This is a genomic window from Ruminiclostridium herbifermentans, assembly GCF_005473905.2.
GTDB lineage: Bacteria > Bacillota > Clostridia > Acetivibrionales > DSM-1351 > Ruminiclostridium > Ruminiclostridium herbifermentans.
In genome coordinates this window covers 3,439,632-3,455,605 of sequence record NZ_CP061336.1, presented here as the reverse complement: position 1 = coordinate 3,455,605, position 15,974 = coordinate 3,439,632, and the positions used below count along the sequence as shown (strand labels likewise).

Below are 15,974 nucleotides of genomic sequence, written 5' to 3'. Positions count from 1 at the left end.
GCCGTACTTGCATTAGTACAAGCTAAGGGTATTAATATTGTACTGGTTTACTTGTACTTGCGTACAAGTATTAGTAATAAGTAGTTTATCTGAACTTTAGTTAATAATAATTACTCATCGAGTTAATTCAAAGATTACATATTTAAATTACATAATTGTAAGTTTTAAATTTATGTATTTGTAATTTTCAATTCGTATAATCAAATATATAAGATAATGTGTTTGTAAAGTTGGGATATTAAAGCACCTGATTAATGTCTATAGGTTTATGAGGGTAAATCAAATAGATACAGAAATAATGCAGCTACGTATAAAGTGGCAGCAGTTAAAGATAATATTTTTTAAGCCTATGCTAGGCAAGGGAGGATAAAATGGAAGTATTACGAATTGAAAATTTAACTAAAAAATATGGTAAAGGTCAAAATGAGGTAATAGCAGTTGATAATATAAGTTTCTCAGTGAAAAAAGGAGAATTTGTTGCTATCGTTGGACCCAGTGGCTCGGGTAAAAGTACACTTCTGCATTTATTAGGTGGAGTAGACAAGCCTACATCTGGTAAAGTATTCATAGACAATATGGATATTTACTCACTCAAAGAAAATGATCTTTCAATACTCAGAAGAAGAAAGGTAGGCTTTGTATTTCAGGCATATAATCTGATTCCTGTTTTAACAGCTGAAGAGAACATATTGATGCCTCTTCTTTTAGATAATAGAAAAGAAGACAAGGAGTATATTGAAGAACTGTTGACAATACTTGATTTGAAGGATAGAAGAAGGCATCTTCCGTCAGAATTATCAGGAGGACAGCAGCAGCGTGTTTCCATTGGGCGAGCATTGGCAAACAAGCCATCCATTATATTAGCAGATGAACCAACAGGTAATTTGGATACAAAGAATTCAAGAGAGGTTTTGGAATTGCTAAAATATTCAGCAAAAAAATATAATCAGACCTTAATATTAATATCCCATGACATGAACATTGCGTCAATGGCGGACAGAGTTATCAGTATAGTTGATGGCAGGATATCTTCTGATGAGGTGGTGAGATAAATGAAAAAATATTCAGTTCTTACCACGAAATATTTAAAGAAGCATAGAGGAAGAACAGTGCTTACTTTAATTGGAATAATTATAGCAATTGCTATGTTTACATGCATTGGAAGCATATACTACAGCGCTATAAACAGTGAAATAGAGAGGGCTAAAGAAGATAAAGGAGATTATGAGGTAGTATTTTATAATGCTAGCAAAGAACAAGTAAGTATACTTTCAAAAAATGCAGAAATCAAAAATGGAGCTGCTGTTAAAGAGGAGGGCATGTTTGAAATAGATACTAATATTCTTACAGATTCTCTTAGAAACATAGCAGTTAGAGCCTATGATGCTGAAGCTTTTAAGAATGTGTTCAGAGTAAAAATTACTGAAGGCAGACTACCTAATAACGGTTCAGAAGTTATTGTTGATAAAAAATTTTATGCAATATTAAAGGATAAGAAATTTGGAGATACGCTAACTGGCCAGCTTAAACCCAAAGAAGGTTCTGCTACAGAAGCTAAATACACAATTGTTGGTGCTTTTGAAAGCAGTGAAGTGAAGAATTTGGCAATAAGCTATTTGGACATTGATTCATCTGATGATTCAAAGGACTATTACTATTTTACAAATCTAAAGCAGAAAAAGGGAAAGGTTGCTTTAGCCCAAGAGATAGCAAAAGCTAACAATGTAAAGCTAGATGCTAACCAAAAACTTTTATACCTAATAGGAGAAGGGCCGGATAAAGAAAAAAATGATGATATAGAAAAAGTTTTTAGCTTGATATTAGCAATTGTGGTTCTATGTACAGTGGTGGTTATTTATAATGCCTTCAATATATCTGTAATGGAACGCATTAAGCATTTTGGAATTCTTAGAAGTATTGGTGCAACTAAAGCACAGGTAAGAAAGCTGGTATTTAAAGAGGCTGCTTTAATGAGTGCAATAGCTGTTCCAATTGGTATTTTGACAGGCTTTGCAGGAATAATGATTACCTTTAATTTATTACTGGATGATTTTCTAGGAGCCTTTGAAATTGGGTTTTATCCTCAGGTAATAACAGGGGCAGGGGTATTAGGTGTTGCAACTGTATTTATTTCGGCATTTTTTCCAGCAAGAACTGCGTCAAAGGTTTCTCCTATAGATGCTATAAGGGGGACAATGGTTGTTAAGGGTGACAAAGTAAAGAGAAGAAGAGCCATATTAGCAAAATTGTTTTTTAAATTTGAAGGACAGGTGGCTTATAAAAACATAAAGAGAAGCAGGAAGAGATTTTATGTAACCTGTATTTCGTTAATGATATCTTTGATAATGTTTGTATTTTTCTCAAATTTTATTGATATATTTTTTCAAAGTAATAAAATAGCAACACAGAGTGTTAAGATTGAAGGTGCTTTTACTCAGAAAGAATCTGGAAGCAGTTACTTAAAGGAAGAATTAGCAAAGGAAGTTGAGAATTTTGAAGGTGTAAAAGAAATATTTAAAACAAATAACTGCGAAATTCCATATTCAATAGATAAGAGCAAAGTTAATGATAAATTTGCTATATCTATTAAAAAGCTAAAAACAACTAAGGAATACAAGGATAAATATATTGTCAGCAGAACTCAGTTAATAGGGTACGATGAAAATACTTTGCAGCTGCTAGCAACAGAAAATAAGCTGAAAGTTGACTATCAGAGTTTTAACAAAAACAAGGAGGTTATTATATTCCAAAAAGCTGGTGGTTTTGATGAAAATAATACAAGATTTTATGATAACTTCACAAAATATAAGGTTGGCGATGAAATAAAACTTCCAGTACTTACCTCTGATTATTTGGAAAAACCAGATGAAGAAAAAATGAAAAAGATTATAGACAGTGGTGAAGTTATTACCTTCAAAGTGGCAGGAGTAGTTGATTATGAGATAATAAATAATACATTAACTTACGACAGCTATGGAATAATAATGTCATCAGAAAACTATAAAGCTTTGACGGGTACAGATGGTCTGTCTGTTATTGGAATGAATTTTGATTCGCCTGATTACTCTAATAAGTATTTTGAAAAATTTAATGCCATTGCTGATGAAAATAATGCTATTTATTTTGATGTATATACACTAAAAAAGCAAAGTGATGATTTACAGCTTCAGATATCAGTTCTTGTCTACGGTTTCATTGGTCTGATTATTCTGATATCAACTGTCAATATCATCAATACGGTGACTATAAACCTTTTGGTTAAAAAGAGAGAATATGCAACATTTAAAGCAATAGGAATGACAAAGTGGCAGTTTAAAAAGTTGGTACTGTTAGAAGGTGCATTGTTTGGTATTATTGCATGTATAATAGGGCTGCCCATATCATTTTTCCTTACCTATTTTGGAGTTGTAAATAATAATCCATTGGGCGAGATAGGCTATAGTGCTGCTATCTGGCCATATGTAACAGGTGGCGTAGGCATAATTATAATTACCCTGCTGGCAGCACTTTTCCCACTAAGAAAACTAAACGATATGAATATCGTGGAAGCCCTTAGATTGGAAGAATAGAAGAATAATTAGGAGAATAGTTAAAAATAAAATAGAGTGCTGGTAATGACGTACTCCATCTATCTAAGTTGTACTCGCGTACAAGTATTAGTAATGAGTAGTTATCTGTAAACTCAGTTTAGAATAATTAGCATAACTAGATAAAGTAACACGTTATGCTAATTATTTTATAAGCCTTGATGTTAAAATTATATTACTGGTTTACTTGTACTCCCGTACAAACTTATCTAAATGGGCTACTTCCAAGAAAGAGTTTACAGCATTATCACTACTGTCTTGGAGTAAGAAGATATGTAAGTTATAATTAATAGCATATTCAGCTTAAATAAATGGGAATAGGCTATTCGACTATTACTATATAAAAGACTATTATTAGTAAATGGTGGTTCAATAATATATAGGAGATTGCAAAATGAACATTTTGTTAGTAGAGGACGATGCTCCTCTGGCGATGGGAATAGAGTATACATTAAAGAAACAGGGCTTTTCTGTAACAATTGCAAAGAATATAAAAGAAGCTCATGCTTTTTTTAATGCAGAAATAAATTTAATTCTTCTCGATGTTACTCTTCCTGATGGAAATGGATATGATTTTTGTAAAAATATTCGTTTGACAAGTGATGTGCCAATTATATTTATGACTGCACTTGATGATGAGCCCAATGTGGTATTTGGCTTGGATATTGGGGGGGACGATTATATAACAAAGCCAGTTCGTACAAGTGAATTGGTGTCAAGGATAAATGCCCTAATGAGAAGGCAGAAAAATAGCTTAGGAGGCGTGGGGACAACCTCCATTACAAGTGGAAATATAGTTGTTGAGCCATTGAAATGTAAGGTTAGTGTAAATGGAGAAGAGGTATATTTAACTGCGGTGGAATATAAGCTGCTGCTTTTGTTAATTGAAAATAAAGGTAAAGTATTAAACAGAAATACTATTATTGAAAAACTGTGGGATATAGATGGAAATTTTGTAGATTATAATACTCTTAATGTATATATGAAAAGGCTTCGTGAAAAGATTGAGACAGATGCTTATAAGCACATTGAAACCATAAGAGGTATAGGCTATATGTGGAAAAATGAGGTGGTAGAGCCTTGAAGCTGCTTAAAAATAAAGAGGTACAGTTAACTTTTGGAGTATTGATATTTTTAGTTTTATTATTTGGTACAATGGTTATTTATGTATTCAGTGATTTTGCTAATACTATAAATACGATGCAGCTGCGGCAGAATATAGCTGTAGTAGGTGCTATAGCAAAGCAATATCCACAAATTGAAGAGGAAATTGTAAGCAATTATACTAAAGGCTTTCAAGACAATTACGAGTATGGTAAAAAGATATTAGAGAAATACTCATATAATGAAAACCTTAGTATTGATAAAAATAGTTCACTGCAAAATGCTTACAAAAATGCGTATACAAAAATATATATAGTAATTTCTATTTTTGCAATAGTTTTTTTAGTATTTATTACATTATCTTTTAGTAAAATATTTAATAAGATTCGCAGGTTAAGTGTTAATGCCGAAGCCGTTATTGAAGGCAAATACATCATAGCTGACGGAGATACAGAAGAGGGAGATATTGGCCATTTAACATATCAATTAAATACAATGAGTGAAAGATTAAGCGAAACTTTACAAGCCTTAAGAAATGAAAAATTATTTCTTAAGAAGCTGATAACTGATATCTCGCATCAACTTAAAACTCCTCTTGCATCCCTTATTATGTTTAATGATATATTGGAAAATGACAAAGCTATGTCTGAACAGGAGCAACGCAAATTTCTTAGAGAGAGTAAAAACCAGTTAGACAGAATGGAATGGCTAATAAAAAATATGATGAAAATGGCAAAGCTGGAGGCACGAGTAGTTGAATTTGACAAGAAGGAAGCTTTAATATCTGAAACTATAAAAAGAAGCATAGCTGGTTTAAAGCTTATTGCTTCTGAGAAGAATATAAGTATAAATGTTTCGGGCAGTAATAAAGTAACAGTAATGCATGATATTAACTGGACTACAGAGGCTTTTTCTAATATTATTAAAAACAGTATAGAGCATTGTGTATATGGCAGTGAAATTAATATATGCTGGGAAGAAAATAATGTATTTGTTCAGATTGTAATAAGCGATAACGGTTCTGGCATTTCAAAGGAAGATTTGCCTAAAATTTTTGATAGATTTTACAAGGGTTCTAATAGCAGCAGTCCAACAAATATTGGAATAGGCTTATATATTACTAAAACAATAATTGAAGGGCAGGGAGGCTCAATTTATGCTTATAGTCAAGAAGGACAAGGTGTAAAGTTTATTGTAAGGCTAATGAAATTACTATAATTGCAGGTATATAATTAAGAAATCAAGGAGGAAATAACTATGACGAAGTATGATGTATATTTGTATGGAATGACCCTTGTATCCACAATGAATTTATTAATAGGTGAGTATCCTGAAGCGGACACCTATGGTGAAATTAAAGAAAGCTACATACTTCCGGGAGGAGAAACCGGCAGCTGTGCGATAGCATTGGCAGCACTAGGATGTTCTGTAAAAATAGATGGGAATTTTCAGGGAAATAAAACGATAGAAGTCCTTAATAAATATTTAGTTGAGAAATTTGGTATTGATATGTCAAGTGTATATGTTGACCCTACCTTTGACGGAGTTCAAGACATGATTTTGATAGGGACAAATACAAGGACCTGTTTTGGAAGGTTTGGGGCCTATTATGATGATGTTATTAAAAGGTGGAATGCTCCCGTTAAAGAGGATATTGCAAATGCAAAGGTTGTTGGGCTGGATCCGTTTTTTATGGAGCAGACTGATTTAGTTGCACAATATTGTCATGAATTAGGCAAAAAATACGTAACAATAGATTGTAAGCCAGATTCCTTTATAAATAAGTACTGTGAGGTTAATGTTGTATCAAATGAATTTATAAGAAATAATTATCCTAATATGGATGTAGAAGAATTATTTAAAATGTATACTGAAAATACAAATGGTCTTGTAATATTTACATTTGGCTCACGAGAAATAATGTTTGGAAGAAAAAATCAGCCTATAAATAGATTAAAGCCCTATAAGGTTAAAGTTCAAAGTACGTTAGGAGCAGGGGATACCTTTAAGGCAGGAGCAATTTATGGTGTGCTGAAAGAAATGTCAGATGAAGATATTGTTAAGTTTGCAGCAGCTACAGCAGCAACAGTTTGCAGCAGATTTCCATTTGCGTTAAATCCACCAAGCGTAGAAATGATAAATGATTTGATAAATTCATAACTTTAAATATTATTAAAAAAGGGGGACTTAGTTTGTGCCATCCACATAAGGGGCATGAATACATTATGAAAGCTAAAGTATTAAGAATTACAACTATATTAGTTTTATGTTTATTAATTTTTACAGGCTGTTCAAATAATACAGCAACAAATACAGAAGATGAAAAGGATTTCACAATAGTTACTTCTTTTTATCCAATGTATATTTTTACCGTGAACGTTGTTAAAGACATTCAAAATGTTAAGGTAGAAAACATGACAGAGCCGCAAACAGGCTGTTTGCATGATTATCAGTTAGTTCCTGCAGACTTAAAAACCTTAGAACAAGCAGATGCATTTGTTATCAATGGTGCAGGAATGGAATCCTTTATGGAAAAAGTAATGGAGCAAAGAAAGGATTTAAACATTATCGAAGCTTCAAAAGGAATAGAGTTAATTAAAGATGAAAACGGGGAAGAAAATGCACATGTATGGGTTGGTATTTCAGGAGCAATTAAAGAGGTAAGCAACATTGCGGATGGATTGGCTGCATTAGACCCTTCAAATGCTGAAGCCTATAAGAAAAATGCAGAGGAATACATTAAACTCCTTGAAGCCCAAAGTGAAAAAATGCATAAGGAATTAGCAGCATTTAAAAATAAAGATATCGTTACCTTCCACGAAGCATTCCCATACTTTGCAAAAGAATTTGGACTTAATATTGTTTCTGTCGTAGAACGTGAGCCTGGAACAGAGCCAAGTGCAGGAGAACTTGCAGAATTGATTGATACAATAAAGAAAACAAACTGTAAGGTGCTTTTTGCTGAACCACAATATTCACAAAAGGCAGCAGAGTCTATTGCAAAGCAAACCGGTGCAAAGGTTTATTTGCTAGACCCTGTGGTAACAGGTGAAAAAGATGCTTCCGCAGATAGCTACATAAAAGCTATGGATGAAAATTTAAAGGTGCTGGTGGAGGCTTTTCAGCAGAATCAATAGGGTGAATGTAGGAGCCTAAAGAAAAAGAAATTGACTTGAACAATTTTGGAATTAAAACGGAAAAGGTATACTGTTGATTTGACAGCATACCTTTTCTGTTAAATAAGATTAAAATTTTGTATCTTTTGGTGGGCAAGGATCATTTCCATAACTATTTGAATTACGTATTTGACCATTACGCCCATGTATGACTAACTCACTTTGTTGATTAATGGCAATGTTACGACCAAAAGCAATAGCATCTTTTTGAGTATCAAAGTTCTTTGTTGCTTTAGTAGAGTTTTCGCGTTTTACTTGCCATATACCATTATTAGGAATTACATGCTGTTTTGCCATAATTAATCCTTTCTCTACTTAGTTAGTAGTATAACGTTTCCAAGGTATTCTTGCTGGATTGATATTAGCAAGAAAATTTACAATATCATGTCTGCCATAATAAGTAAAATTGCCTCTTGAATTTTGAGCCACTAAAACAATTGGAATATTTCCAAAAAATGAAGTAAACCACATTCGTATTTTCTCTTTGTTTGGACTAGAAAGAATATGAGGCTTAACAACAGCAATAGCAAACGTAACTCCTTGCTCTTCTATTTTAGCTCCATCAAATTGCATATTTGTTCTCCTTTCTTTAATTACTCGGGAAAGAGATAAATTACAAAATGATTGATGTTTCACTCTAATTATGGTACTATTCAAATGCGACTTTGAATTTGTGAAACACAGATTCATTTTAAAAGATGGTTAATTGGCCATCTTTTTTTTACCACTTTGTTAGCACTCACTAAAGAGGAGTGCTAACACCCTACATAAAAGATATCACTAATAGAATTTATTGTCAATATAAATGTGAAAAAATCTCAAAATTATTTTTGAATAATAATATATTTTTGGGGAAATAATAAAATTTGTTTGACAATTGTGAATAATTCACAATATAATATAATAATATAGCATCAATATAATATAAATATAGTATAAATATAATAAAGGCTGTAATTGTTAAAGAAATGTAGAAAGAAGGGCATTAATATGTTGGTTGGTTTTTCTGTGAAAAATTTTAAATCATTTAAAGAACCTCAAAGTATATCTTTTATAGCAAGTAAGATTTCTAGACATAAAGAACATACTTTTTTAGCAGGTAATAAAAAAATATTGAAAAGTGGTTTGATTTATGGTGCAAATGCTGGTGGGAAAAGTAATCTAATCAAAGCGGTACATTTCTCTAGAGAAATTGTGCTTTTTGGGCTTGACAGTGTTGATTTGAACAAGAAATATTTTAGAATAGATAAAGAAGAGTATAAAAAACCAGGAGTATTTGAATATAGAATTATAATAAATCAGAATGAGTATTCCTATGGCATAGCAATATCATATTTCAAGAAAGAAATTATATCAGAATGGTTAGTTAGAATAGAAAAAAATGGAGAAGAAACTTACTTGTTTAATAGAAATGTTGATGAAAGTGGTGTTAGTCATATTGAATCAGAAATCGCTCATGGAACACAAGAAGAAAATACAAGAATGCGTATCTATTTAGAAGACTTTGGTGAGAATATTTCGGAATCATTTCGAAGAAAAACCATTTTGAGTGATATAGCTTTGAGAGGAAACGATAAGCAGAAAGTGTTTGCAGAAATAGCAGGTGTGTATCAATGGTTTACAAATATAATAGTTATATTTCCAAATTCTAAATACAATGGATTAAATGAGGTAGCAACTGATAATGATAAAAAATTATTTTTTTCAAAAATAATGAGTTATTTTGACACTGGTATTGAGTCTATAGAAGGTCAATGTCAAGCAATGGATTTTGACAAAATATTAGAAGATTTACCTAGGGAAGAGTTAGAAAGGATTAAAATAGATATTTCAAATGAAGCTAGTGAAAATCCGATAATGTTTAAGCTGGATAATCAAGTGTTTATTTTACGAAAAGATGAAAATGGAGATATCATATATAACAAAATGCTTCTTAATCATGGGAATTCTGAAGATTTATTTGAATATGCTGATGAATCAGATGGTACAAAACGTTTGTTTGATTTAGTTCCACTATTTTATGAAAATAAAAGAAATAGTGTAATTATGATTGATGAAATAGACAGAAGTCTTCATACAGTCTTAATAAGACGTTTTTTAGAACGTTTTTATAGCATAACGAAGGATAGTAATTGCCAATTAATAGCCACAACTCATGATTCTAATTTGTTGGATTTAGAATTATTAAGGCAAGATGAAATATGGTTTGTTGAACGACAGGAAGATCATAGTTCAAGAATTTATTCATTAAATAAATTTAAAGAAAGATTTGATAAAAGGATTGAAAAGGATTATTTATTAGGAAGATATGGTGCAATTCCTATATTTGATGAAGAAAAATTTTAATGGAGGAAGCAGATGATAAATAGATATAGATTGGCTTCTACAACATTTGATCGAGAAAAGGAAGAAGATAAGGTTGAACCACAAAAAATTTATTTTTTATCTGTAGAAGGTAATGCAACAGAAAAAGAATACTTTGAAGGTATATCAGCTAATAGAAAAAAACTTGGAATTAATTCTAAAGTAGATGTAGAAGTATTAAAGAGGGGGAGTAAGGACACTAACTGTGCTCCACAGCAAGTAATAGAATTATTAGAAGAATATATTAGATTACGTAACCTTGGAAAGGAAAATTTAATTCAGGACATACCAAATGAATTTATAAATAAATATGGAAATGACTTTATCTTAAAATATCTAAACAATCCTAATGATATTCCTAAAAAAAAGAAAAATGCTTTTGTAACAGATTTGATGAAGATAGGATATGATATTAATTATAGAAGGTATTTACAGAAATATGATAAGGATTTAGATGAGTTTTGCATTTTAATTGATAGAGACATTCAGACTCATTCAGAAACTAACATGATAGAATGTATTCAATACTGCAAAGATAAAGCTAGAAATTATAAATGTTACATAGTTAATCCTTGTTTTGAGTTTTGGCTTCTTTTACATCTATCTGATGTAAAAGAAGAATATAAAGAAAGGCTTGATATAATACAAAAGAATCCAAAAGTGACTGACAAACATACTTTTAATAGTAAAGAGGTATCTGAAAAAATGCATCATGGTAAAAGTGGTATTAATTTTAAAAAGAATTATTTGATGCATATTGACGATGCAATAGAACGTGCAAAACAATTTGCTAATGATGAAGAGGAATTAGTAACAAATATAGGGTGTAATATTTGGAAACTAATTGAGGAGATGAAGAAATATAAGTAAAATGTACAATTGAGTTATACATTGTAATTAGTCGGTTTAGTTATGAAATTGATATTTATAACGAAAAATAAAAAATTAATTGCTTTTTTTTAGGCAAAATAAATAAAGTATAGCATCAGCTAACCAGTTTGTATTTGTAAAGTGAACTCTACATGATTTTTATAGAGTTCTTTTTCTATTATAGTCTTATTCTAGTTAAATAATATCGTAATATTTCTCGCTAACTTGTTTATGACTTAAAATTTCAAATAATTTGGAACAATTCTTAAGCTTCTTGCATAGTATGATTTTATATAATAACTAAAGATGATAGTAATTAGCTGAAGGCGATTCTTTGATTGGTAATACCATTTGCACCGCTTGATACTAAAATTAATGTGGTTGAAAATGATGTAGAACTAAAAAATTAATCTATCTCAGCTTTTTAATTAACATAAAACATTGGACAGCAGTTTTTACTGTTTTGGGTATGACAAAGTATATTGAAAAAACATACTACTATGTCAACTTGTGTATTTAAAGGGTAAGGGGTTGGAATATGTCTATATTGCGTAAGATTGCAAATAAGCTGACAAAGCATCCTCAAATAAAACGGTTTTTAAAAAATTTATATCAGTATATTGGTAATATACTAAGTGATAGAAAATCGTTTCCCTCAGATATTAAGCAAATAAGCGGAAGTACGAGCGAGCACATGTTTGGATACTATGACAAAAGCCCGTGGGATGCCAGCGGCAGCAGAATGATATATTTGCGTGTAGCTAATGCTGACAAGTATTCGGTCTCAGCACAATTTGCAGATATTATCTTGAAAAATCTTTCTACAAATGAAGAAATAGTATTAGCCAAAACAAGAACTTGGAATACGCAGCAGGGATGTATGCTGCAATGGCTTGGACCTGATTATAACACCAGAATTATTTACAATGACTTCAGAAATGGTAAATACTGCTCAGTTATTTTAAACATCATTTCTGGTGAAGAAGAAATACTTCCATTGCCAATTTACTCAATATCTCAAGATGGTACTTTTGCGTTGACACTTGACTTTTCAAGACTAAACACATTTAGACATGGGTTTGGTTACATAAATATACCTGACGACACTGCAAATAAGAGTTGTCCTGATACTACTTGCATTTGGAGGCTCAATTTACTTACTAAAGAAATAAAGCCTATGTTTACGTACCGTGACTTGTTTAGGTTTTATACAAGAATAGATATGATGCATGCGTTTCATAAGGTTAATCATATTATGATAAATCCATCTGCTGATAGATTCATGTTTATACATAGCTGGATTTTAAATGGTGTAAAGTATGACAGGCTGATTACGGCTGATATAAATGGGGAAAACCTGTATGTATTATTAGATGATAACATGGTGTCCCATTGTAATTGGAAGAATGACAATACAATTATAGCTTGGGCAAATACCCATGAAGATGGATTACATTATTATCTACTAACAGATAAATCCCAAGAAAAGCATATCTTTGGAGACAAGGTGTTAAATACTGACGGACATCCATCCTATTCTCCAAACGGAAAATATATGATAACGGATACTTATCCAAGCTTTAACAGAAAGCAAAGCTTAATTTTATGCAATTTGGAAACTGAGAAGATTACAAAAATAGCAAAAGTATACACAAACATTAGCTATAAAAATGAAAATAGATGTGATTTGCATCCAAGGTGGAAAAGAGACTCCACTGAAATTTGCTTTGATGGAGCTCCAGGGAAATACCGTCAAGTTTATTCATTGAAAATTAAATAATTATATTTTTATTAGTTTATTTTTTCATTTGCATTTGGCTTATGACACAGGCTTGCTAACAAGTATTTTGCTGATATTAAAGGAGAAAGTGAAATGGGCTTATACGAAAAAATATTAAACCATAAAGTAAAAATATCGGTGATTGGCCTTGGATATGTTGGTATGCCAATAGCGGTTGCTTTTGCAAAAAAAGCCAACGTCATTGGTTATGATGTAAACAATGAAAAAATAGCGCTATACCAAAAAGGCATTGACCCAACAAAAGAAGTGGGAGATGAAATAATAAAAAATACAACAGTTGAGTTTACTTCAGATGAATTAAAACTCAGAGAAGCAAAATTTCACATTGTTGCAGTACCAACGCCTGTTAATACAGACCACACTCCAGATCTAAGATGTGTGGAAGCAGCTAGCCGTACTGTGGGCAGAAATCTTACTAAAGGCTCAATTGTTGTGTATGAATCTACAGTTTATCCTGGTGTTACGGAAGAAATTTGTATACCTATTCTGGAAAAAGAGTCAGCAATGAAATCTGGAGTTGATTTTAAGGTAGGATATTCACCAGAAAGAATTAACCCTGGGGATAAGGAGCATAGGCTCGAAACCATTATAAAGGTTGTATCAGGTATGGATGAAGAGTCGCTGGACACTATTGCAAAAGTATACGCCTTAGTAGTGTCTGCTGGGGTTTATAAGGCTGAATCCATTAAAGTTGCCGAGGCAGCTAAAGTAATAGAAAATTCACAGAGGGATATTAATATTGCCTTTATGAATGAACTTTCAATAATTTTTAATAAAATGAATATTGATACAAATGCAGTTTTGAAGGCGGCAGGGACAAAGTGGAACTTTCTGAAATTTTCACCAGGACTTGTTGGCGGACATTGCATAGGTGTTGACCCCTATTATCTGACTTATAAAGCAGAGAAATTGGGATATCATTCTCAAATAATACTTGCTGGAAGAAGAATTAATGATGATATGGGTAAATATGTTGTTGACAATTTAGTTAAGGAATTAATTAAGGCAGATGTTTCTGTAAAAGCTGCAAGGGTAGCCATACTTGGATTTACCTTCAAGGAAAATTGTCCAGATACTCGCAATACCAAAGTTATTGATATAGTAAATGCACTTAAGGAGTATAGCATTATACCTGTAATTGCTGACCCTACAGCAGATATTGCAGAAGCGAAGCATGAATATGGTATAGAATTTGAGAACGTAGATAATATCAGGAATATGGACGCAGTAATAATAGCAGTTAGCCATAATGAATTTCTACAGCTGAAAAAAGAAGATATTGAAAAAATGTTTAAGCAGGTTTCTAACCAAAACAAAGTTCTGATTGATATTAAAGCTATACTAAATAAAGATGAATTCCAGCAAGCTGGTTACAGATATTGGAGACTTTAATGAAGGGGCTGGGCAGCTATGGGTTATAGTAAAATTAGATTTCGCAAAGAGGCCATTTTTTTAGTCACAGGAGGAGCCGGCTTTATTGGCTCTAATCTTTGTGAGGCTCTTCTTTTCAGAGGATATAGGGTTCGTTGCTTGGATAATCTATCAACTGGAAAACAGGATAATATAGAACTGTTCAGAAAAAATCATAATTTCAAATTTATAAACGGGGATATAAGGGATTTAGATACCTGTATGAAAGCATGTAAAAATGTTGATTATGTTCTTCATCAGGCGGCTTGGGGTAGTATCCCTAGAAGTATTGAAATGCCATTATTATATGAAGAAATTAATATTAAAGGTACTCTTAATATGCTGGAGGCTGCTAGATTAAATGGAGTTAAGAAGTTTGTTTATGCTTCTAGTTCATCAGTATATGGAGATGAGCCAAGTTTGCCAAAGCAAGAGGGAAGAGAAGGGAAATTGCTTTCTCCTTATGCTGTTACAAAGCGTGTAGGTGAAGAATATGCAAAATTATATTCAGAATTATATGGTTTAGACACTTATGGTTTAAGATATTTTAATGTTTTTGGAAAAAGACAGGATCCTAATGGGGCTTATGCAGCTGTAATTCCAAGGTTTGTTAAACAGCTGTTAAATAATGAGCAGCCTGAAATAAATGGGGATGGAATGCAAAGCCGAGACTTTACTTACATAGAAAATGTAATTGAGGCAAATTTCAAAGCCTGTAAGGCTCCGAAGGAAGCGGCGGGCGAGGTTTTTAACATAGCTTATGGAGGAAGAGAATGCTTGATTGATGTGTATAATGAACTTTGCAGAGTTTTAGGCAAAGAAATTAAACCTGTCTTTACTTATGAGCGTAAAGGTGACATCAAGCATAGTAATGCTGATATAAGTAAAGCAAAAAGAATATTGGGATATAATCCTAATTATGATTTTTCAAAAGGAATAAAACTTACTATTGATTGGTACAGACATAATCTAGATTAGCAAATTCAGATAGATATTTCGAATAGATTGTTTTTTGAATAGATAGATTTTCCTACAATAAGAAATCATTGAACATATGCAATATTTCTAACGGATAAAATTGTGTATTCTAATTAAAAATTTATCTGTAAAAAATATATAATTGGGCTATTGCAAAACAAAAAATATGATATATCAAGGGTGAATTGCTTAAATAGTACTCCCGTGCAATATGTATCTATAGTTTGCTCACGAAATTGATGCTGAAATAGTTACGGTGGAGAAACAAGTACTTTCGCTGACCGTATTACATAAAGGCATTCTATCTCTGGTTAATATTCACAGCTACGTCATGCAGCTGTGTCGGCTACAATGCTTGTTCTTCATCTACATTTTCTAGCATCAATTTCTAAACGAGCTTTGCAATTAGATATATATTGCTTAGTACTATTTTTTTGCAAAATGTTATTAGTATACAGAATTATTGTTTTGTAACACTGGTATTGGAGACCAAGCTGAAGGCTCACTTTATAACGACATAACACAGCAAATAGTATTTTTGAGCCAAGAAATCTTAATTTAAAAGTTTTTTTAGACCTAAGGATGGTGTGTTGCCAGATAATCCTGAATTTACAACTATAAAAGTTAAGTTTTAAAATTACTAAAAAACTTAAAAAGCCTTTATATAATTGTAGATACGAAAGA

General features: G+C 31.8%; 13 protein-coding genes. 11 read left to right on the top strand and 2 right to left on the bottom strand.

Features of this window, described 5'->3' with window-relative positions:
- The first annotated feature begins 371 nt into the window (after positions 1 to 371).
- The 6 genes from EHE19_RS13885 (at position 372) to EHE19_RS13860 (ending at position 7,828) form a co-directional block, all read left to right on the top strand.
- Positions 372 to 1,052, top strand: coding sequence for an ABC transporter ATP-binding protein (locus tag EHE19_RS13885; RefSeq protein WP_137696717.1), 681 nt, complete (start codon positions 372 to 374; stop codon positions 1,050 to 1,052).
- A complete protein-coding gene (locus EHE19_RS13880; protein WP_137696716.1) occupies positions 1,053 to 3,569 on the top strand; it encodes an ABC transporter permease in 2,517 nt (838 codons plus the stop codon).
- A gap of 412 nt (positions 3,570 to 3,981) precedes the next feature.
- Complete coding sequence (locus EHE19_RS13875) at positions 3,982 to 4,671, top strand: response regulator transcription factor (RefSeq protein WP_137696715.1); 690 nt, start codon at positions 3,982 to 3,984, stop codon at positions 4,669 to 4,671.
- Entirely contained in the window at positions 4,668 to 5,909 is a 1,242-nt protein-coding gene (locus tag EHE19_RS13870; protein ID WP_137696714.1) for a sensor histidine kinase, read from the top strand. The genes EHE19_RS13875 and EHE19_RS13870 overlap by 4 nt, the downstream gene beginning before the upstream one ends.
- Before the next feature lie 39 nt (positions 5,910 to 5,948).
- Complete coding sequence (locus EHE19_RS13865; RefSeq protein ID WP_137696713.1) at positions 5,949 to 6,851, top strand: carbohydrate kinase family protein; 903 nt, start codon at positions 5,949 to 5,951, stop codon at positions 6,849 to 6,851.
- Between the two features lie 65 nt (positions 6,852 to 6,916).
- On the top strand, positions 6,917 to 7,828 hold the full coding sequence (locus EHE19_RS13860) for a metal ABC transporter substrate-binding protein (RefSeq protein ID WP_137697024.1): 912 nt from the start codon (positions 6,917 to 6,919) through the stop codon (positions 7,826 to 7,828).
- 108 nt (positions 7,829 to 7,936) lie between these two features.
- Here the strand turns inward: EHE19_RS13860 and EHE19_RS13855 are convergent, their stop codons facing one another.
- Positions 7,937 to 8,164, bottom strand: a complete 228-nt coding sequence (locus EHE19_RS13855; RefSeq protein ID WP_137696712.1) for a DUF2188 domain-containing protein — start codon at positions 8,162 to 8,164, stop codon at positions 7,937 to 7,939.
- A gap of 18 nt (positions 8,165 to 8,182) precedes the next feature.
- Positions 8,183 to 8,440 carry a hypothetical protein gene (locus EHE19_RS13850; RefSeq protein ID WP_137696711.1) on the bottom strand — a complete coding sequence of 86 codons (258 nt, stop codon included), beginning with the start codon at positions 8,438 to 8,440 and terminating at the stop codon, positions 8,183 to 8,185.
- Positions 8,441 to 8,857: 417 nt separating this feature from the next.
- Here EHE19_RS13850 and EHE19_RS13845 point away from each other — a divergent pair, with 417 nt between their 5' ends.
- From EHE19_RS13845 to EHE19_RS13825, 5 genes are all read left to right on the top strand, one after another.
- Positions 8,858 to 10,213, top strand: coding sequence for an AAA family ATPase (locus EHE19_RS13845; RefSeq protein WP_137696710.1), 1,356 nt, complete (start codon positions 8,858 to 8,860; stop codon positions 10,211 to 10,213).
- Positions 10,214 to 10,225: 12 nt separating this feature from the next.
- Positions 10,226 to 11,101: an RloB family protein gene (locus tag EHE19_RS13840; RefSeq protein WP_137696709.1), complete on the top strand. Its 876-nt coding sequence runs from the start codon at positions 10,226 to 10,228 to the stop codon at positions 11,099 to 11,101.
- Positions 11,102 to 11,639: 538 nt separating this feature from the next.
- On the top strand, positions 11,640 to 12,881 hold the full coding sequence (locus EHE19_RS13835; RefSeq protein WP_137696708.1) for a hypothetical protein: 1,242 nt from the start codon (positions 11,640 to 11,642) through the stop codon (positions 12,879 to 12,881).
- Between the two features lie 93 nt (positions 12,882 to 12,974).
- A complete protein-coding gene (locus EHE19_RS13830; protein ID WP_137696707.1) occupies positions 12,975 to 14,294 on the top strand; it encodes a nucleotide sugar dehydrogenase in 1,320 nt (439 codons plus the stop codon).
- A gap of 18 nt (positions 14,295 to 14,312) precedes the next feature.
- Positions 14,313 to 15,290 carry an SDR family oxidoreductase gene (locus tag EHE19_RS13825; protein ID WP_137696706.1) on the top strand — a complete coding sequence of 326 codons (978 nt, stop codon included), beginning with the start codon at positions 14,313 to 14,315 and terminating at the stop codon, positions 15,288 to 15,290.
- Positions 15,291 to 15,974 lie beyond the last annotated feature (684 nt).